General features: G+C 67.0%; 22 protein-coding genes. 5 read left to right on the top strand and 17 right to left on the bottom strand.

Going from position 1 to position 19,316, the window contains the following annotated elements:
* Positions 1-87 precede the first annotated feature (87 nt).
* The 13 genes from ACQ5J0_RS07070 to glpX all read right to left on the bottom strand — a co-directional run bounded on the left by ACQ5J0_RS07070 (position 88) and on the right by glpX (position 12,882).
* Positions 88-783, bottom strand: a complete 696-nt coding sequence (locus tag ACQ5J0_RS07070; RefSeq protein ID WP_462569860.1) for an endonuclease/exonuclease/phosphatase family protein — start codon at positions 781-783, stop codon at positions 88-90.
* A 5-nt stretch (positions 784-788) separates the two neighbouring features.
* Positions 789-1,658: an alpha/beta fold hydrolase gene (locus ACQ5J0_RS07065; RefSeq protein ID WP_462569859.1), complete on the bottom strand. Its 870-nt coding sequence runs from the start codon at positions 1,656-1,658 to the stop codon at positions 789-791.
* A 129-nt stretch (positions 1,659-1,787) separates the two neighbouring features.
* Positions 1,788-3,311, bottom strand: coding sequence for a peptide chain release factor 3 (locus tag ACQ5J0_RS07060; protein WP_462569858.1), 1,524 nt, complete (start codon positions 3,309-3,311; stop codon positions 1,788-1,790).
* Between the two features lie 100 nt (positions 3,312-3,411).
* Positions 3,412-4,167: an SDR family NAD(P)-dependent oxidoreductase gene (locus tag ACQ5J0_RS07055; protein ID WP_462569857.1), complete on the bottom strand. Its 756-nt coding sequence runs from the start codon at positions 4,165-4,167 to the stop codon at positions 3,412-3,414.
* Positions 4,164-6,554 (bottom strand): phenylalanine--tRNA ligase subunit beta, encoded by a 2,391-nt coding sequence (gene pheT, locus ACQ5J0_RS07050; RefSeq protein WP_462569856.1) that lies wholly within the window; start codon positions 6,552-6,554, stop codon positions 4,164-4,166. Before pheT ends, ACQ5J0_RS07055 begins: the two co-directional genes overlap by 4 nt.
* Positions 6,551-7,660: a phenylalanine--tRNA ligase subunit alpha gene (pheS, locus tag ACQ5J0_RS07045; RefSeq protein ID WP_462569855.1), complete on the bottom strand. Its 1,110-nt coding sequence runs from the start codon at positions 7,658-7,660 to the stop codon at positions 6,551-6,553. Before pheS ends, pheT begins: the two co-directional genes overlap by 4 nt.
* Before the next feature lie 89 nt (positions 7,661-7,749).
* Positions 7,750-8,109, bottom strand: a complete 360-nt coding sequence (gene rplT / locus ACQ5J0_RS07040) for a 50S ribosomal protein L20 (protein WP_462569854.1) — start codon at positions 8,107-8,109, stop codon at positions 7,750-7,752.
* Positions 8,110-8,134: 25 nt separating this feature from the next.
* Positions 8,135-8,338: a 50S ribosomal protein L35 gene (rpmI, locus tag ACQ5J0_RS07035; protein WP_462569853.1), complete on the bottom strand. Its 204-nt coding sequence runs from the start codon at positions 8,336-8,338 to the stop codon at positions 8,135-8,137.
* 120 nt (positions 8,339-8,458) lie between these two features.
* The gene (locus tag ACQ5J0_RS07030) at positions 8,459-9,208 is read right to left on the bottom strand and encodes an SDR family oxidoreductase (RefSeq protein WP_462569852.1); all 750 of its coding nucleotides are present in this window, start codon (positions 9,206-9,208) and stop codon (positions 8,459-8,461) included.
* Positions 9,208-10,017, bottom strand: a complete 810-nt coding sequence (locus ACQ5J0_RS07025; protein ID WP_462569851.1) for an SDR family NAD(P)-dependent oxidoreductase — start codon at positions 10,015-10,017, stop codon at positions 9,208-9,210. The genes ACQ5J0_RS07030 and ACQ5J0_RS07025 overlap by 1 nt, the downstream gene beginning before the upstream one ends.
* The gene (locus ACQ5J0_RS07020; protein WP_462569850.1) at positions 10,001-10,837 is read right to left on the bottom strand and encodes an inositol monophosphatase family protein; all 837 of its coding nucleotides are present in this window, start codon (positions 10,835-10,837) and stop codon (positions 10,001-10,003) included. Before ACQ5J0_RS07020 ends, ACQ5J0_RS07025 begins: the two co-directional genes overlap by 17 nt.
* Before the next feature lies 1 nt (position 10,838).
* Positions 10,839-11,774 (bottom strand): ribose-phosphate pyrophosphokinase, encoded by a 936-nt coding sequence (locus ACQ5J0_RS07015; RefSeq protein ID WP_462569849.1) that lies wholly within the window; start codon positions 11,772-11,774, stop codon positions 10,839-10,841.
* 127 nt (positions 11,775-11,901) lie between these two features.
* Positions 11,902-12,882, bottom strand: a complete 981-nt coding sequence (glpX, locus tag ACQ5J0_RS07010; protein ID WP_462569848.1) for a class II fructose-bisphosphatase — start codon at positions 12,880-12,882, stop codon at positions 11,902-11,904.
* A 55-nt stretch (positions 12,883-12,937) separates the two neighbouring features.
* Between glpX and ACQ5J0_RS07005 the strand changes: the two genes are divergently transcribed.
* On the top strand, positions 12,938-13,549 hold the full coding sequence (locus tag ACQ5J0_RS07005) for a hypothetical protein (protein WP_462569847.1): 612 nt from the start codon (positions 12,938-12,940) through the stop codon (positions 13,547-13,549).
* Here the strand turns inward: ACQ5J0_RS07005 and ACQ5J0_RS07000 are convergent.
* Genes ACQ5J0_RS07000 through ACQ5J0_RS06985 form a run of 4 tightly spaced genes read right to left on the bottom strand, consistent with a single transcriptional unit; the run spans position 13,509 to position 16,401 of the window.
* On the bottom strand, positions 13,509-14,819 hold the full coding sequence (locus ACQ5J0_RS07000; RefSeq protein ID WP_462569846.1) for a homoserine dehydrogenase: 1,311 nt from the start codon (positions 14,817-14,819) through the stop codon (positions 13,509-13,511). The genes ACQ5J0_RS07005 and ACQ5J0_RS07000 overlap by 41 nt on opposite strands.
* Positions 14,812-15,246: an acyl-CoA thioesterase gene (locus ACQ5J0_RS06995; RefSeq protein ID WP_462569845.1), complete on the bottom strand. Its 435-nt coding sequence runs from the start codon at positions 15,244-15,246 to the stop codon at positions 14,812-14,814. Before ACQ5J0_RS06995 ends, ACQ5J0_RS07000 begins: the two co-directional genes overlap by 8 nt.
* Before the next feature lie 58 nt (positions 15,247-15,304).
* Positions 15,305-16,198: a hypothetical protein gene (locus ACQ5J0_RS06990; protein WP_462569844.1), complete on the bottom strand. Its 894-nt coding sequence runs from the start codon at positions 16,196-16,198 to the stop codon at positions 15,305-15,307.
* A complete protein-coding gene (locus ACQ5J0_RS06985; protein WP_462569843.1) occupies positions 16,195-16,401 on the bottom strand; it encodes a hypothetical protein in 207 nt (68 codons plus the stop codon). The genes ACQ5J0_RS06990 and ACQ5J0_RS06985 overlap by 4 nt, the downstream gene beginning before the upstream one ends.
* 144 nt (positions 16,402-16,545) lie before the next feature.
* Here ACQ5J0_RS06985 and ACQ5J0_RS06980 point away from each other — a divergent pair, with 144 nt between their 5' ends.
* The 4 genes from ACQ5J0_RS06980 (at position 16,546) to ACQ5J0_RS06965 (ending at position 19,232) form a co-directional block, all read left to right on the top strand.
* Positions 16,546-17,241, top strand: coding sequence for an energy transducer TonB (locus ACQ5J0_RS06980; protein WP_462569842.1), 696 nt, complete (start codon positions 16,546-16,548; stop codon positions 17,239-17,241).
* Positions 17,242-17,288: 47 nt separating this feature from the next.
* Positions 17,289-18,131, top strand: coding sequence for a MotA/TolQ/ExbB proton channel family protein (locus ACQ5J0_RS06975; protein ID WP_462569841.1), 843 nt, complete (start codon positions 17,289-17,291; stop codon positions 18,129-18,131).
* Positions 18,132-18,211: 80 nt separating this feature from the next.
* Entirely contained in the window at positions 18,212-18,742 is a 531-nt protein-coding gene (locus ACQ5J0_RS06970) for an ExbD/TolR family protein (protein ID WP_462569840.1), read from the top strand.
* Between the two features lie 37 nt (positions 18,743-18,779).
* Positions 18,780-19,232, top strand: a complete 453-nt coding sequence (locus ACQ5J0_RS06965) for an ExbD/TolR family protein (protein ID WP_462569839.1) — start codon at positions 18,780-18,782, stop codon at positions 19,230-19,232.
* The last annotated feature ends 84 nt before the right edge of the window (positions 19,233-19,316 follow it).

Here is a 19,316-nt window from a genome sequence, read left to right as displayed (position 1 = left end):
ACAATCGACGCAATTTGGCGTCAATCGGAGGCTCGTGGGGATAATCTTTATTAAACTTCCGCCCAAGGATTGGGCGGCTGCCTAGATTTAAGGCAGATCGAGCTCCGCATAGACGGGCAGATGGTCCGAGGCCACGCTGGCGAGCGGGCTGTGGTGGACATGGGCATCGCGGCAGGTCCAGCTGGGCGAGGTGACGATCCGGTCGAGCCGGGCGATCGGGCCGCGGCTGGGGTAGCTCGGGCCCGGCGAGATCGCGTGCCAGTCGTCGCCGAATTCGCGCATCGCGCCGGTGAACCGGCCCCACTGGTTGAAGTCGCCGCCGATGATCGTCGGACAATCCTCGGTGGTCTTGGCGACGAAATCGAGCAGCGCGCGCACCTGGTCGCGGCGGCGCAGGCCCGAGAGGTCGAGATGGGTGCCGATGATGCGGATGTTCCGCCCCTCGATCCGGACCACCGCATTGGCGGCGCCGCGCGGCTCGAGCGTGGGCAGATGGAGCGCCTCGGCATCCTGCACCTCGCATTCGCGGCGGACCAGGATCGCATTGCCGTGCCAGCCGATGCTGCGCGGCCGGCGCGCGACATCGACGACCTTCCAGGGGTAGTCGTCGAGCAGGGCGCGCGGCAGCACGCTGGCGCGGTCGCCGAAGCGGCGATCGGCCTCCTGCAGGACGATCACGTCGGCATCGATCTCGCGCAGCACCGCCATGATCCGCTCGGGATCGCATTTGCGATCTCGGCCGATCGCCTTGTGGATGTTGTAGCTGGCGAAGGTGAGCCGCATCGGCGTCAGAGGAAATCCGCCAGCACCGCCATGAAGCGGTCGAACTGGTCGTGGTGGAGCCAGTGACCGGCCTTCTCGAATTCGATCACGCGCGCGGTGTTGAAATGGTCGAGCCGTCCGTCGCCCTCGGGGTTGGAGGCCCAGCTGTCGGCGCCGTAGAGCAGCAGCGTGGGCGCGGCGATCGCGGCCCAGGTCTGGTAAAGGAATTCGTCGGCGACGTCCTCGACCGGCCAGACGTTGAGATGCGGGTCGAACTTCCAGGTGTAGGTGCCGTCCTCGTTGCGGTTGACCCCGTGGATGGTGAGATGCCGCGCCTGTTCCTCGGTGAGGTAGGAGTTCTCCTCGATCATCCGCTGGAACGCAGTCTCGATGCTCTCGTATTTGCGAGGGGCTCGCGCGGAGGCGGCGCGCTTCTTGTCGATCCATTCGCGCGCGCGTTCGGGATAGGGCGTCTCGCGCATTTCGGCCTGGCGCTTGGGGCTGGGCCCGAGCCCTTCGATGGCGACCAGCTTGGTGACCATCTCGGGAAAGGTCCCGGCGTAGCGCAGCGAGACGTTTCCGCCCATCGAATGGCTGACGATCGTCACCGGCCCGACGCCCAGCTGGTGGATCAGCTGCGCGAGATCGTAGACCATGTCGCTGGTTTGGTAGTTGCCGTCGCTGACCCAGTCGGAATCGCCGTGACCGCGGTGATCCATCGCGATCACATGCCAGTCGTCGCGTAGCTGCTCCGCGACCCAGTCCCAGCTGCGCGCATGGTCGCGCCCGCCATGGACCAGCACCAGCGGCGGCTTGCCGCGATTGCCCCAGTCGACGTAGTGCAGCCGCAGCCGCTGCGAGATGAAGGTTTGCGAAGTGGGTCCGGAGTGGGTCATGTGTGCGGCCTAATCGCATCGGAGCGCGCTGTGCAAACCTCAATTTCCTGGTGATCCTCCGAGAAGGCGGGGATCCCAGGCGTTTCGCGCCTCCGCCCGAGGTCCCCGCCTGCGCGGGCACTCACGATCCTAGCGCTCCTTGGTCGCCGAGAAGGTCAGGCCGGGGTTCTTTTCTTCCTGATAGTTCACGTCCCACGGGCTCTTGGCCATGAACACCAGATCGCCGTCGCGGTCGCGCGCCAGATGCGCGCGGTTGAACTTCTCGAAATCGTCGAGCGCCGCGGGTTCGCCCTTGAGCCAGCGCGCGGTCGAGAAGGGCGCCATCTCGAGCCCCGCCTCGACCTTGTATTCGGCCGAGAGCCGCGAGACGAGCACCTCGAGCTGGAGCTGGCCGACCACGCCGACGATCCACTGCCCGCCGATCTCGGGATAGAACACCTGGATCACGCCCTCCTCGGAGAGATCGTCGAGCGCCTTCCTGAGCTGCTTGGTCTTGGTCGGGTCGCGCAGCTGGACGCGGCGCAGGATCTCGGGCGCGAAATTGGGCAGGCCGGTGAAGCGCAGCTCGTTCTTCTCGGACAGCGTGTCGCCCACCCGCAGCGTGCCGTGGTTGGGAATGCCGATGATGTCGCCCGCTTCGGCGGTGTCGGCGATCTCGCGATCCTGCGCGAAGAACAGGATCGGCGAATGGATCGCGATCGGCTTGCCCAGCCCCGAGGGGGTGAGCTTCATGCCGCGTTTGAAGGTGCCCGAGACCTGGCGCATGAAGGCGATCCGGTCGCGATGGTTGGGGTCCATATTGGCCTGGACCTTGAAGATGAAGCCGGTGACCTCGTCGCGATCGGGGCTGATTTGTTCGTCGCCTGCGGGCTGCGGGCGCGGCGGCGGGGCGATCCGGGCGATCGCGTCGATCAGCTCGGTGACCCCGAAATTCTTGAGCGCGGAGCCGAACAGCACCGGGGTGAGATCGCCGTTGCGATAGGCCTCGAGATCGAATTCGGGATAGCCGATCTGCGCCAGCTCGATCTCCTCGGCGAATTGTGCGGGGATTTCGGCGTCGGAATCGCGCTTGCCCTGGAACTCCTTCGACGGACCCTCTGGCCGCGCGATGCAACCGGTGGCGAAATCGAGCACGCCTTCGAACTGGCCGCCCATCCCCACCGGATACATTTGCGGCGAGACATCGAGCGCGAGCATGTCGGCGATCTCGTCGAGCAGCTCGAACACCGGGCGGCCCTCGCGATCGACCTTGTTGACGAAGGTGATGATCGGCACGCTGCGCAGCCGGCAGACCTCGAACAGCTTGCGCGTCTGCGGCTCGATGCCCTTGGCGGCGTCGATCACCATGATCGCCGAATCGACCGCGGTCAGCGTGCGGTAGGTGTCCTCCGAGAAATCCTCGTGCCCGGGCGTGTCGAGCAGGTTGAAGGTGATCCCGTCGCGCTCGAAGGTCATCACCGAGCTGGTCACCGAAATGCCGCGCTGCTGCTCGATCTTCATCCAGTCCGACCGCGCGCGCCGCGCCTGCCCGCGCGCCTTGACCTCGCCCGCGAGATGGATCGCGCCACCCTGCAGCAGCAGCTTCTCGGTCAGCGTGGTCTTGCCCGCATCGGGATGCGAGATGATGGCGAAGGTGCGGCGATTGGAGATCATGATCTGTCTTTCTCTCTCCGCGCCCCCGCGAAGGCGGGGGCCTCAGCCGGCGGCTCGCAACCGCCTGAGGTCCCCGCCTTCGCGGGGACTCGGGGAAGGTTCAATGGTGCTCGCGCGCGATCCGGAAGCCGGCGGTGCTCTGGCTCACCGGCATCAGCTCGAGCGTGTTGATGTTGAGATGCGGCGGCAGTTCGGCGACCCAGCGGACGGTCTCGGCGATATCCGCTGCGGTCATCGGCTGCGCGCCGCCGTAGAGTTTCTCGTGCGCGTCCCGGTTGCCACCGGTTCGCACCAGGGTGAATTCGGTCTCGACCATGCCCGGCTCGATCGCGGTCACGCGCACCCCGGTGCCGTGGAGGTCGGAACGCAGGCCGAGCGTGAACTGGCTGACGAAGGCCTTGGTCCCGCCATAGACATTGCCGCCGGGGTAGGGATAGTTCGCCGCGACCGAGGAGAGGTTGATCACCGCCCCCTTGCGCGCGATCAGCCCCGGCAGGAGCTTGTGGGTGAGCGAGACCAGCGCGGTGACATTGGTCGCGATCATGGTCTTCCAGTCGGCGAGATCGCTCTCCTGCGCGGGCGATGTGCCCAGCGCGAGCCCGGCGTTGTTCACCAGCAGATCGATTCCGGCAAACGCTTCGGGCAGAGCATCCAGAGCGGCGTCGCGTGCAGCTTCGTCGGTGACGTCGAACGCCGCCGCGTGAACCTTGTCCGCGCCCAGTTCGTCGACCAGCGCCTGCAGCCGCTCGGCGCGCCGCCCGGTGGCCACGCAGCGCCAGCCGCTCGCGACCAGCGCGCGCACCGTGGCTTCGCCGATCCCCGCGGTGGCGCCGGTGACGAGCGCGGTCCGGCTCATGCCCGCAGCTCCGCGCCGAGCCTGGCGGCACCCGCGATCACCTTGTCCGAGATCGCCTTGATCTCCTCGTCGGTGAAGCTCTTCTCGCCGGGCTGCAGCGTCACCTCGATGGCGAGCGATTTGCGGCCCTCCGGCACGCCCTGCCCGGTGAAGACATCGAACACCCGTGCGCCGACGATGGCTTGCTTGTCCGCCCCGCCGACCGCGCGCAGCAGATCGCCCGCGGCGAGCTCCGCAGGCACGAGGAAGGCGAAGTCGCGCGTGACCGCCTGCAGCGCCGGCGGCGCATAGGCGGGGCGCGCGAAGGTCGGCTTGCCCTTCTTCGCGGGGATCGCGTCGAGGAAGATCTCGGCCGCCATCACCGGCCCGTCGAGATCGAAAGCCTTGAGCGTCGCGGGATGCAGCGCGCCGAAGCGTGCGAGCACGTTCTTGGGTCCGAGCCGCAGCGTGGCGGACTGGCCGGGGTGGAACTGGTCGCCCGCCTCACCCATCACCATCAGATTGGCGGTGGGAGCACCGGCCGCCTCGAGCAGCGCGAGCGCCTCGGCCTTGGCGTCATAGGCGTCGAAAGCCGAAGTCTTGCCGCTCGACCAGCCGCGCGCAGTCTTGTGGCCCGCCAGCACCAGGCCCAGCGTCGCGCGCTCGTCGCTGGCGCCGTGTTTGCCGCGCAGGTAGCGGCGGCCGATCTCGAACAGCCGCGATCCGTTGAGGCCCCGGTCGGCGTTGCGCGCGGCGGCGGCGAGCAGTCCGGGGAGCAGCGAGGGGCGCATTGCCTTCATGTCCTCGCTGATCGGATTGTCGAGCACCCAGAGCACGTTGCCGTCGGCGAAATGCTCGGCCTGCGCAGTGGGGAGGAAGGACCATGTCACCGCCTCGTTGAGCCCGCGCGCGGCGGCAGCGCGGCGCAGCCTGCGCTCGAGCTGCTGCGCCGGTGTCGCGGTCGGCCGCGCAACGCCATCCGGGCGCGGCAGCGGCACGCTCGCCACCTTGCCGAGCCCGTGGATGCGGACCACTTCCTCGACCAGATCGGCAGGGCCTTCGATGTCGTGGCGACGCAGCGGGACACCGACGTGCCAGTCGTCGGCCACGGCGAAATCGAGCGCTTCGAGAATGCGGCGCTGCTCGGCCTCCGCTACCTCGACGCCGCCCAGCCGCGCGGTCAGCGCGGGGTCGAAAGCGATGTGCTTGGCCTCGGCGGGCGGCGCTCCGGCGCGGACCACATTGCTCGGCTCGCCGCCGCAGCACTTGAGGATAAGATCGGTCAGCAGCGCCAGCCCTTCGTCGAGGAAGGCGGGGTCGACCCCGCGCTCGAACCGCGTGCGGGCATCGCTGGCGAGGCCAAGCCTGCGCCCGGTCACCCCGATCCGCTCGGGGTCGAAATAGGCGATCTCGAGCAGGACGTCGGTCGTGCCCTCGCTCGCCCCCGAATGCGCCCCGCCCATGATCCCGGCGATGTCGTGGACGCGGTGCTCGTCGGCGATCACCGTCATGGTCTCGCCCAGCGTATAGGTCTTCTCGTTGAGCGCCTCGACCCGTTCGCCCGCAACCGCGCGGCGCGCGACCATCGCGCCCGAGAGCGTCGCGAGGTCGTAGACATGCGCGGGTCGCCCGCAGGCGAGCATCAGGTAGTTGGTGCAATCGACCAGCGCGGAGATCGGGCGCTGGCCCGCGGCGAGCAGCCGGCGCTGCATCCATTCGGGCGAGCTGCCGTTGGACACCCCGCGGATGACGCGGCCGTAGAAGGCGGGGCAACCCTCGGGATCCTCGGTGCGGATGTCGATCGGGCAGTCGTAAGCGCCCTCGATCACAGGCACCTCGACCGGCCTGAACGTCCCCAGCCCTGCTGCAGCGAGATCGCGCGCGATCCCCATAACGCCCATGCAGTCGGGGCGGTTGGGGGTGATCGCGACATCGAACACCGGCGACGCGGCGTGGTAATCGGCGAAGCTCGCACCGACCGGCGCGTCCTCGGGAAGCTCGATGATGCCCTCATGCGCATCGCCCAGCTCGAGCTCGCGCACCGAGCACATCATGCCGTTGGATTCCTGCCCGCGGATCGCGCTCTTGCGCAGTTCCATCCCGTTGGACGGGACCACCGCGCCCGGCAGGCCGAGCACGCCCTTCATCCCCGCGCGCGCATTGGGCGCGCCGCAGACGACCTGGAGCGGCTGGCCGTCACCGGCATCGACGGTGAGCACCTGAAGCTTGTCGGCATCGGGATGCGGCGCGGCGGTGAGCACCTGGGCGACGCGGAAACCCGCGAGCCTTTGCGCCGGGTCCTCGATCCCCTCGACCTCATGGCCGATGGCGTTGAGTGCGGCGGCGATTTCGGCGGTCGAAGCCTCGGTGTCGAGGAAGTGGCGGAGCCATTCGAGCGAGAATTTCATGCGCGCGCTCCCACACCGCCCGAAAGCGTCGGCTGATCGAAGGGTGAGAAGCCGTAATGCGCCAGCCAGCGCTGGTCGCCGTCGAAAAAGGCGCGCAGATCGTCCATCCCGTATTTGAGCATCGCCAGCCGGTCGACCCCGACCCCGAAGGCGAAGCCCTGCCATTGCTCGGGATCGAGCCCGGCGAATTCGATCACCCGGGCGTTGACCATCCCGCTACCGAGCAGCTCCATCCAGCCGTGGCCGGGCGCATCGCCATCGCCGCCGAGCGCGCGGCGGCCATCGACGTCCTGCCAGCCGACATCGACCTCGACACTGGGTTCGGTGAAAGGGAAATAGGAGGGCCGCAGCCGCAGCACGATATCGTCGCGCTCGAAGAAGGCCTTGAGGAAGGTCTCGAGCGTCCATTTGAGATGGCCGAGATGAATATCGCGATCGATCACCAGCCCCTCGATCTGGTGGAACATCGGCGTATGGGTCGCATCGCTGTCCGAGCGGTAGACCCGGCCCGGGGCGATCAGCCGGATCGGCGCACCGTTCTCCATCATCGCGCGGATCTGGACCGGCGAGGTGTGGGTGCGCAGCAGCATCCGGTTGCCCTCCGCGTCGCGGTCCTGCTCGCCGAAATAGAAGGTGTCGTGCATCGCGCGCGCCGGATGCGTCTCGGCCATGTTGAGCGCGGTGAAATTGTGCCAGTCGTCCTCGATCTCGGGACCGGTGGCGACCGAGAAGCCGAGGTCGGCGAAGATCTCGGCGAGCTCGTCCATCACCTGGCTGACCGGGTGGACCGAGCCCATGGGCGTCTCGGGCGCGGGCAGCGTCAGGTCGATGACCTCGCTCGCCAGCCGCCGTTCCAGCTCGGCAGCCTCCAGCACGGCCTTGCGGTCGTCGATCGCCTCGGAAATACGCGCGCGCATGCCCTGCAGCCGCGGGCCTTCGACCTGGAGTTCCTCGGGGCTCATCTTGCCCAGCGTCTTCATCAGCTGGTTGAGCCAGCCCTGCTTGCCCAAAGCCTCGACCCGGATCGCTTCGATCCCGGACAAGTCGTCGGTGCGGTGGAGCCGCTTGAGCGTGTCGGCGATGGTCTGTTCGTGATCACTGGTCATATGGGTGGGCTCGCTAGCCGAAAGCCGGGCAAAGAAAAAGCGCCAACCCCGGGAGGGGCGGCGCTCTTTCCTTTCGCTTATGCGAAGGATCAGGCGGGAAGCGCGCCCTTGGCCTGCTTGATGATCGCACCGAAGGCGGCGCTTTCATTCATGGCGAGGTCGGCCATCACCTTGCGGTCGAGTTCGATCCCGGCGAGCTTCACGCCGTGCATGAACTGCGAATAGGTCAGACCTTCGGCCCGGACCGCCGCGTTGATGCGCTGGATCCACAGGGCGCGGAAGTTGCGCTTCTTAACCTTGCGGTCGCGATAGGCGTATTGGCCGGCCTTTTCGACCGCCTGACGCGCAACGCGAATGGTGTTCTTGCGACGACCGCGATAGCCCTTGGCCTGGTCGAGCAGCCGCTTGTGCTTCTGGCGTGTGGTCACGCCGCGTTTGATGCGAGGCATATCTCTTTCTCCTTAAACCGAGGGCTCATCCGAGCCCGTAGGGGGCCCATTTCTTCACCGCGGCGTTGTCGGCCTTGGAGAGAACTTTGGTCCTGCGGTGTTGGCGGATATACTTCGCATTGTGGCTGATCAGCCGGTGGCGCTTGCCAGCGACGCCGTGCTTGATCTTGCCGGTGGCGGTGATTTTGAAGCGTTTCTTCACACCGCTCTTGGTCTTCAGCTTGGGCATTTTCATCTCCTTGCAGAGACACGTCGAACCAGCCCTGGCAGCCCTTGTCGCCAGGCCGGCACATGAATCACGTGTCGTTGAAGTTCGCGCACATAGCCTTTTTGCCCGCAAAGGCAAGCATCAGAAGTGGCTGAGGTAGCCCCCGTCGACCGCCAGCGTCTGCCCGGTGACGTAGCTGGCGGCGGGCGAAGCGAGGAAGACCACCGCTCCGGCGATCTCCTGCGGCTGCCCCCAGCGCCCCAGCGAGGTGCGCCGCGCGAGGTGCTCCGAGACTTCCGGATCGGCGACCATCGCGGCATTGGCCTCGGTCGCGAAATAGCCCGGCGCGACCGCGTTGACGGTGATCCCGGCGGCGCCGAGCTCGGCCGCCAGCGCGCGGGTCAGCGCGGCGAGCCCGCCCTTGCTGGCGGTGTAGAGCGGATCGCCGCGGGAGATTTCCGCGGCGATCGAGGTGATGTTGACGATCCGCCCGTAGCCGCGCGCCCGCATCAGCGGTGCGGCGCGGCGCGCCAGGTCGAAGGGGGCGACCAGATTGGTGTCGAGCAGCGCGCTCATGTCGCCGCGGCGGAGATCCTCGAGAGGGCGCCGGTCGCGCTGCCCGACATTGTTGACCAGAATGTCGAGCCCGCCCTTCCCGGCGACGTGCGCGAAGGCCGATTCGCATGCCGAATCGTCGGCGATGTCGAAGGCCAGTGCGTGCGCCGCCGGGCCGATCTCCCTCGCCGCTGCGGCCAACGCCGCCTCGTCGCGCCCGTTGAGCCAGACGCGCGCCCCGCCCTCCGCCAGCCCGCGCGCGATGGCGAAGCCCAGCCCGCGCGCCGCCCCGGTCACCAGCGCGGTGCGCTTGTCGAGGGGGCCCGCCGCAGCCATCAGTGCTCGTAAATCATCTTGCCGGTCATGCCGCCGTCGATGTTGAGATGCTGCCCCGTCACGAAGCCGGCGTGATGCAGATAGGCGACCGCCTCGGCGATATCCTCGCAGCGCCCGACCCGGCCGACGGGGTGCTGGTCGCGGTCGCGCGGACGGTGCGCGGGCTGGCTGCGGCGGCCGGTCTTCTGCCAGGGTCCGGTCTCGATCCACCCCGGACGGACCGCGTTGACGCGGATCGCGGGGCCGAGCGAGACCGCCATTGCATGGGTCAGCGCATCGAGCCCGCCCTTGGCGGCGGCGTAGGCGAAGCACTCGGGCTCGCTCATCACCGCGCGGGTCGAGGAGATGTTGACGATGCTGGCTGGGGCCCCCGCATCGGCGGTGCGTTCGAGCAGCGAAACCGCGGCGCGGCTGCACAGGAAGGCGGCGGTCAGACTCGCATCGATCCATTTCTGCCAGTCGGCGAGCGAAAGGTCTGCCAGCGGCCCGCAATAGGGATCGGCGATCCCGGCATTGTTGACGAGGCAATCGAGCCCCGCCCCGCCCAGCCAGTCCTCGATCCGGGCGAAGGCGCGGGCGACCTCGCCTTCCTTGCCGACATCGCAGGTCAGCAGCAGCGCGTCGGTCGAGGGGAGCGCCGCGCGCAATTCGGCGAGCGCCTCGGTATCCGTGTCGAGCCCGGCGACGCGCCAGCCGAGCCCGTGGAAATGGAGAAGTGTGGCACGGCCGATGCCATTGCCCGCGCCGGTTACGAGGATGGTGCTCATGCCCGTCGAACCGGCCGCCGCGCGCTCAGTGCCCGTGGTCATGGTCGTGGTCGTGGTCGTGGTCGGTTGCTTCGATGCGCCCCATCGCCTCGAGCACATCCTCGAGCCGCGCCGGTTCGCCCAGCGCCAGCACGCGCCCGTCGCTCTCGGCGTGGAGCGGTTCGCCCGACCAGTCGCACATCATCCCGCCCGCGCCCTCGACGATCGGCACCAGCGCGGCGAAATCGAACAGCTGGAGCCCGGCCTCGCAGACCACATCGAGATGGCCCGAGGCGAGCAGCCCGTAATTGTAGCAGTCGCCGCCATAGACGATCATGCCCTGCCGCTTGTCCTTTGCCACCGCCTGCGCGAGCGCCATATAGTGATCGGCCTCCTCGCTGGAGAAGTAATGCGGGCTGCTGGTGGCGAGCACCGCATCGCCCAGGCTGCGGCACGAGCGGGTGCGCGCGGCTCGCCCGTTGAAGGTGGTCTCGTGCCCGATCCGCCCCACCCAGCGCTCCTTCGCGATCGGCTGGTCGATCACGCCCAGCACCGGCCAGCCGCCTTCCATCAGCGATATCAGCGTCCCGAAGATCGGCCGCCCGGCCATGAAGCTGATGGTGCCGTCGATCGGGTCGAGCACCCATTGGCGCGCCGCGCCCTCGTTGCTTGTGCCGTATTCCTCGCCGATAATGCCGTCGCCGGGCCGCTCGGCTTCGAGGATCGCGCGCATCGCCGCCTCGGCGGCGCGGTCGACCTCGGTCACGGGCGAGGAATCGCTCTTGCGCTCCTCGGTCCAGCTCCCGCGGAACAGCGGCCGGATCGCCTCGCCCGCCGCATCGGCGAGGCGGTGGGCGAGCGCGAGATCGGCGCTGCTCGCCATCTCAGTCGAACAGGCTGGAGACGCTGCTTTCGTCGGCGATGCGGCGCACCGCCTCGCCGACCAGCGGGGCGATGGTGAGGATCCGGATCCGGTCGGAATCGAGCACATCGTCGGTGGGACGGATGGTGTCGGTGATGACCAGTTCCTTGAGCGACGATTTGTTGATCCGCGCCACCGCGCCGCCCGAAAGTACGCCGTGGGTGATGTAGGCGGCCACGCTCGCGGCGCCCTGCGCCAGCAGCGCCTCGGCGGCGTTGCACAGAGTCCCGCCCGAATCGACGATGTCGTCGATCATGATGCAGTGCCGGCCCTTCACCTCGCCGATGATGTTCATCACCTCGCTCTCGCCGGGGCGATCGCGACGCTTGTCGACGATCGCGAGCGGCGCGTTGTCGAGCCGCTTGGCCAGCGCGCGGGCGCGGACCACGCCGCCGACATCGGGGCTGACGACCATCAGGTCCTGATCGCCGTAGCGCGCCTGAATATCCGCCGCCATCACCGGCGCGGCGTAGAGATTGTCGGTCGGGATATCGAAGAAGCCTTGGATCTGGGCGGCGTGCAGATCGACCGCCAGCACGCGGCTGGCCCCGGCCTCGGTGATCAGATTGGCGACCAGCTTGGCCGAGATCGGGGTGCGCGGACCGGGTTTGCGATCCTGCCGCGCGTAGCCGAAATAGGGCACCACCGCGGTGATCCGCTTGGCCGAGGCGCGGCGCAGCGCATCGATGCAGATCAGCAGTTCCATCAGATTGTCGTTGGCGGGGTAGCTGGTCGACTGGACCACGAAGACGTCCTCGCCGCGGACGTTCTCGTGGATCTCGACGAAGATTTCCTCGTCGGCAAAGCGGCGAACACCGGCGTCGACCAGCGGCATTTCGAGATAGGCCGCGATCGCGCGGGCAAGCGGCAGGTTCGAATTGGCGGCCATGATTTTCATGCGAACGAATCCCTGTCAGCGCGTCGCGCAACGCCTAGCTTAGCGTCACGCGATTGCAACACGCGGGCGGCCGGTTTTCCGGCAGGAACCGGGAGATGCGGGCGAGCCGAATGTGCAGTCTCGTGCGTTAGCGTGTCTTGTGCTCGCCCTTGATCCAGCGCACCGTGCCGCTGCTGGCGCGCATGACCACACTCTCGGTGGTCATCAGCCCGCCGCGGCGGCGCTTCACGCCGGCGAGCAGCGAACCGTCGGTCACGCCGGTGGCGGCGAAGATGCAGTCGCCGCGCGCCAGCTCCTCGAGCTTGTAGATCCGGTCGAACTGATCGTCGGGGATGCCCAGCTTGCGCGCGCGGCCCTTCTCTTCCTCGTTGCGGAAGACGAGCCGGCCGTTGAACTGGCCGCCGACGCAGCGCAGCGCCGCCGCCGCGAGCACGCCCTCGGGGGCGCCGCCCTGGCCCATATACATGTCGATCGTGGTGTCCTCGTCGGTCACCGCGATGACCGCGGCGACATCGCCGTCGTCGATCAGCACCACGCCGCAGCCCAGACCGCGCAGTTCGGCGATGAGATCGGTGTGGCGCGGCCGGTCGAGGACGCAGACGATGATCTCCGATGGCTCGACGCCCTTGGCCTCGGCGACCGCGCGGACGTTATCGCTGGGCGATTTGGCGAGATCGATGATCCCCTCGGGATAGCCGGGGCCGACCGCCAGCTTGTCCATATAGGTGTCGGGCGCGTTGAGCAGATCGCCCTGCTTGGCGGCGGCCAGCACCGCCAGCGCATTCGCGCCAGCCTTGGCGGTGATGGTGGTGCCTTCGAGCGGGTCGAGCGCGATGTCGATCTTGGGGCCCTTGCCCGGTGCGCCGCCGACCTTCTCGCCGATATAGAGCATCGGTGCCTCGTCGCGTTCGCCCTCGCCGATCACGACGGTGCCGTCCATATAGAGCTCGTCGAAGGCCTTGCGCATCGCCTCGACCGCGGCAGCGTCAGCCGCTTTTTCGTCGCCGCGACCGACCAGCTTGGATGCCGCAACCGCGGCGGCCTCGGTCACGCGGACCATTTCGAGGACGAGAATGCGGTCGAGCGGGTTGTCGGCTGGCAGGTTCATAGTCGGTTCAGTCCCAGAAGCGAGTTTGGCGCGCGGATATACAGGGAGCATGGCAATGTCGAGACACGCGGGCGCAGTCGCCGCCTTGTTGGTGCTCGGCATCGGCCAAACGGCACTGGCGCAGGAGTCGGGTCCGCCGCAGCGGATCGACCTGCTGGTTACGCAAGCGGTCCAGGAAGAGGACGAGGAAAGCGCGGCGGTCCCCTGCGTCGAGGACGATCTCGCCACCGTCATTTCGGGCGAGATCGTGGTGTGCGGACGGAGCGGCGAAAACACCGACGGCGTCTGGGACCAAGGTGCTTGGGAACGGCGCTACGCCGCCGAAACCATGAATAAGGACAATCCGCCGCCGGTCGATCCGTGCGGACCCAATTGCGGCATCTTCACGGGCGCACCGACCATCGGCGGGCTTTGCATTCCGGGACTGCAGAAATGCCCGCCGCCGCCGGCGCTCATGATCGACTTCGCGGCGCTCCCCGAAGCGCCGCCCGGATCCGATGCGGACAGGATCGCGCGCGGCCTGGCTCCGCTGGGCAGCGGCGGTGACGCCGGGCGCGCACAGGTCTCGCCGATCATAGCGGAGGAGCTTGGCCTGCCTCCGGCCCCTGACTTCGACGGCGAAGAAGTCAGTCGCGCAGAATCGGAAGGACCAGCGGCGGAGCGGTAAGGCTGGTCGAGCCTTGGAGCAGTTCGAGCGCCTTGGTCACGCAGCGCTCGGGCCCTTCGTGGGTGACCATCGCCACCAGCACTTCGCCGCCATCGGCCGAACGCCCCTGCTGAATCAGGCTTTCGATCGACAGGTCGGCATCGCGCATGGCGGCGGTGATCTCGGCCAGCACACCGGGGCGGTCGGCGACGGTGAAGCGCAGATAGTCGCGGCCCACCCGGTGTCCGGGATCGGCCGCCTGTAGCGGCTGAAGATCGGCGACCGGCACCGAGAACGGCAGTCCGGTGTCGCCGCGGGCGATGTCGACCAGATCGGCGACCACCGAACTCGCGGTCGGTCCATCACCGGCACCAGCGCCCTGAAACAGCAGGCGGCCCGAGAAATTCCCCTCGACCACCACCGCATTGGTGGGTCCCGTAACATGCGCCAGCGGGTGGTTCTTGGAGACGAGGCAGGGCCGCACCCGCTGCAAAAGCCGGGGCGCGTCCGGCCCTTGCGTGTCGCAATCCGCAACTGCGACCAGGCGGATGACAAATCCGAGCGTTTCGGCGCGCGCGATGTCGGCGGCACCGACCTCGGTGATCCCGCTGATCGCGACCGAGCCGAAATCGATCCGCGAGCCGAAGCCGATCGCAGCGAGAATGGCGAGTTTATGCGCCGCATCGACGCCTTCGATGTCGAAACCGGGGTCGGCCTCGGCAAAGCCCTTGGCCTGCGCCTGGGTCAGCACATCGGCGAAATCTGCGCCGCTGCGCTCCATTTCGGAGAGGATGAAATTGCAGGTGCCGTTGAGAATTCCGGATATACGTTCGATGCGGTTCGCAGCCGCGCCTTCGCGCAGCCCCTTGACCACCGGAATACCGCCCGCGACCGCGGCCTCGAATTTGAGCGCGGCGCCATTGGCTTCGGCGATCTCGGCGAGTTCCATGCCGTGGAGCGCGATCATCGCCTTGTTGGCGGTGACGAAGTGGCGGCCATTGGCGAGCGAATCACGAGCCAAGGCGAGTGCCGGACCGTCGGAACCGCCGACCAGTTCGATCACAACATCGACATCATCGCGCATAGACAACGTGGTCATGTCGTCCGCCCAATGATAGCCGCTCAGATCCACGCCGCGGTCGCGTGTGCGGTCGCGGGCCGAGACGGCGACCACTTCGATCGGGCGGCCCGCGCGCCTGGCCAGAACCTCGCCATTGGCCGCGAGCAGCCGCAGCACCCCGGTGCCGACCGTCCCCAGCCCGGCGAGCGCGATCCGCAGCGGCTCAGGCATGGACCGCCTCGGCGACCGGAAAGCCGAAGGCCGCGCGCAGCGAATCGGGGATCGCGAGCGGCCGGCCGGTGGCAAGATCGACATGGACCTGAACCAGCAGGATCTCGGCGCGCAGATCGTCTGCCGCGCCGGTCGCTTCGTTGACCCCGTGAAGCGCGATCCGCATCGCCATGCTGGTGGTGCCGATCCGCTCGACGCTCAGCCGCCCTTCGACCAGCTCTTCCGAGCGGATCGGGCGAAGGTAATCGACCTCGGCGCGGCGGATATGGAATTCCATCCCGTCGGGCAGGCCGTGCGCCCGCCGGTCGCGGAAGAATTCGCTCACCAGGATGTCGGCATATTCGAGATAGCGCGAGTTGAAGACGACCGCCTGCGGGTCGACCTCGGCGTAGCGCACGCGGAAGCGGTGGGTGAAATGCTGGTCCATGGCGCCGCGCCTAGCGCAAGGCATGGGCACGCGGGAACCAGTTTGTCTTGGCGCGGGGCTAGCTGCGGTTGCGCTCGCACGGGCCGAGGCGGGCCATCACCAGCGCATAATCCTCGGCGGCGCGGGCGCGATTTTCCTCGTCGCGTGCCAGGTTCGCGTCGGCCGGCAACTGCTCGGGCAGGCCGCAGGCTAGCCGGTACCAGGCCAGCGTGCCCGCTTTGGGCGGCCGTGCCGCCTGATCGACGATCTCGGTCCAGGATACGCCCCAGCGCGGCTCCATTCCGGGCCGCCGGACGACGGTCACGGAGACCGGACCGTCGTTGGCGGTGTCGAGGAACAGCTGGGTCTCCGATTCCCCGGTCAGCGTCCCGGCGATCGACAGGGCGTCGCGTACTCCGGTGACCACCGGGGGCCGGTCGGCGCTGGCCAGTTGCGCCAGCACGGGGCGCAGCCGGCTCTCGAGCTCGGGAGTGGCCGCAAGCTGCGCACGCGGATCGACCAGCTGCACCTCGCGCGGGCGCCCCGGCACGGGGCGGGCGAAGAGCATCACCTCCTGCTTCTTGAGCTTGGGGAGCTTGCCCCGCGCGTCGAACGGCACGTCGACGAGATAGCGCAGCGATTCCCCGATCGGCACATTGCCCGCGAGCAGCGCCAGCGTATCGGCTTCGATATAGAGCCGCGCGAACCCCGGGGCGAGACCCGGCGCACGCTCGGGCGAAACCTGCGCCTGCTGTTTGATCCTGGCCCGGATGACCAGCGGCGTCCCCTCGGCAAGATCGACCAGATCGGCATAGGTTAGTCCAGAGGCCGGGCCAGAGTTCGGGCCGGCAATCGGGCCGGAGGTGGCGACTGGCGGGGCAGGCGCCGGACGCTCCTGCGCAACCAGCGGACCGGCGACCGCTGCCAGCCCGGCGGCGAGGGAAAGCAGAACCATGCGGGGGGCGTTGTTCATCGAGAGATTTCCAATAGGGACGGCGAAACTGGCCCGCCAGGTAAAATCAGAATGGCGGCGCGCTCTGCCTGTTCCAAGCCGAGGTGCACTGAATCCGGGGTTAACCGATAAAGCGTTTGCGGTGCATCGGCATGATGGGTAAAGACGCGACCAGACCGAAGCGCATGATATAAAATTGCTTTGGCGGGTTCGCGGTGGGTCATTTCGGAAACCTTTTGGGCCTTTGGTCCTTGGGAATACCGATGGGATGCTGACGGATATTTTTTTGGCACCTTGCGACGCTGGTCGTGGCAAGGTGCTTTAATCGCCGGAGCATTCCGGCGTGTACGATGGAGTGATGCGACCGAATGGCTTATGCTGACCAACAGATGAGTGGCAATCGCGTAATCGCGATTATCATCGTTGCTCTGATTCATATTGCTCTCGGTTACGCGCTGATCACCGGTCTCGCCTATGAGGCGGCGACCAAGATGATCGAGCGGGTGACGACGATCGATGTTGAAGAGCCGCCGCCCCCGGAGCCGGAGGAAGAACCGCCGCCCCCCGAGCCACAGCCCGAGGCCGCGGCCCCGCCGCCTCCCGTGGCTCCGCCGCCGCCGATGAACATATCGACACGGCCCCCGGACATCCGGACGACGGTCACGATACCGCCGCCCGCACCGGTTCAGGTAAGGATTCCGCCGCCCGCACCGCCGGCGCCGCGTCCCGCACCGCCCGCACCGCCGCCACCGGCACCTCCGTCCCAGGCGCGCGGCGCCTCGCCTCGCGATCAGGGCAACTGGGCCGGTCGGATTCAGAACGACTATCCTTCCCGCGCTCTTCGTCAGGAAGAGCAGGGTACGGTGACCATGCGCATCACGATCGGCGCGAATGGTCGGGTGGAAGCGTGCTCGGTATCGGGAAGCTCCGGTTCCAGTGCGCTTGACGAAGCCGCTTGCCGAGGAATGCAGCGTTATGCGCGGTACAATCCGGCACTCAATGCGGCGGGCGATCCGATCTCGTCGACCACGACGCAATCGATCCGATATGTCTTGCCGGATTGACCGGCGCACAAACCTAATTTGACCTTTATCGACAAGGACCATTCGCTATGATTACTCAAATTCTTGCCGTCGCGGGCGAAGCGGCACCGCAGAATCAGTTCGGCTTCATGGAAGCCATGGAACAGGGCGGCGTTATCGCCTGGTCCATTTTCGGCGTGCTCGTCATCATGTCGGTCGGCTCGTTCTACATCCTGTTCACCAAGCTCTTCGAGCAGAACAAGATCATGCGCCAGTACAAGGACGTCCAGAACAATTTCTGGAAGACCAACAGCCTCAAGGAAGGCGCCACCAAGCTGGAGAAGAACAGCGCCTGGCGTCAGCTGGTCGACGACACGGTCGACGCTGAAAGCAAGCACGACAAGATGGGCGACAGCCTCGAAGCCCACGACTGGATGCACGGTTCGCTGGCGCGTTCGGAAGCCTATGTTAACGCACGGCTCGCCGGCGGCCTTCCGTTCCTCGCATCGGTCGGTGCAACTGCACCGTTCATCGGCCTGCTGGGTACGGTTATCGGCATCTACCGCGCCCTGATCAACATCGGCCTCGCCGGTTCGGCCTCGATCGACAAGGTCGCAGGCCCCGTTGGTGAAGCGCTGATCATGACCGCCATCGGTCTGCTCGTCGCGGTTCCCGCGGTGCTTGCCTACAACTGGCTGCAGAGCCGCAACCGTCGTATCTCCGAGCACCTTTCGGCATTCTCGACCGACCTGCTGGCCTATGTCAATTCCAAGGGCACGGTGAAGCCGGCGGTGATGACGTCGAACTCGACGACGACCGCTGCCAAGGCTTCGGCTGCTCCGGCGACGGCCCGTCCGGGCACGACCAGCACGGCTACCAAGCCGCTGGCCGGCGGAACGACGACGACCACATCGACCACGATCAAGAAGTAAGCGGGCCGGGGTCGGGCGCGATGCGTCCGGCCCTCCCCTTCTTCACCAACAAGCAATTCAAGCTACGGACAGGATAGGCCATGGCGGTTCAGGTAGGCGGCGGCACCGAAACGCCGATGTCGGACATCAATACGACCCCTCTGGTGGACGTGATGCTCGTACTCCTCATCATCTTTCTCATCGCGGTTCCGGTCGCGATCCAGACGATCGAGAAGCTGCGCATTCCGATCTTCGAATCAGTGGAATCGGCCGACAAGGTCGAAAACCTTTTGCTGACGGTCAGCACGACCGATCAGAGCGGGTTGAGCGCGGGCGAGCCGGGCTTTCAGGGTGCATCCCGCGATGGGGCGTGCCGGGTCTATTTCAACAACATCACCCCGGTTTCGTCCGAGGAACTGTATGATCGGGCGTTCGAACGGCTCGACAATATCGTGCAGCGCGCAGGCGGACCCGAGGCAATCATGGCGGATCCCGAGCTGATCCCGCAGGTTCACATCCGCGGCGACGTGAACGCTCCGTGGTCCTGTGTTGCGGGTGCGATCTACAACGTCCAGGCAGCCGGTTATCCGACCGTGGGCTTCATTTCCAACCCGGTCGATCCGAACGGCTAAGCCGCCGCTCGCGTAAAGATTTCAGGAGTAATCAATCATGGCAATGTCAGGCGGCAAGGACGATGGCGCCCCGATGCTCGAGATGAACATGACGCCGTTGATCGACGTCCTGCTCGTTCTCCTCATCATGTTCATCATCACCATCCCGGTTGCGACGCATTCGGTCGATATCGACCTGCCGCAGCCCAACCCCAACCCTCCGCCGGAGAACCAGATCGACCCGGAGCAGAACAAGATCGTCCTGACCCAGGCCGACGAGATTCTCTGGAATGGTGAGGTGCTCAACGAGAGCGAACTGGTCCGCAACCTCAACATCACGCGCGACATCGTGCCCGAGCCCGAACTGCAGTTCGAGCCCGAAGGCACCGCGAGCTACGAACTCTCGGCCCGCGTGCTCAACGTGATCAAGGCGAGCGGCGTGACGAAGTTCGGCTTCGTCGGCAACGAACGCTACCGCACCTTCGGTGCCGGCGGGGTCGTCGCGCAGTAACGCGACGGCGACATCGAAAAAGACACTGAAAGGGCGGCTTCGGTCGCCCTTTTCTTTGCCTGCCACCCCTTCGCCGGCGGCGGG

The sequence above is a fragment of the Qipengyuania sp. SM2512 genome (assembly GCF_054954005.1).
Note: the sequence above shows the minus strand (reverse complement) of the source record. Positions and strands in the feature narration are given on the sequence as shown.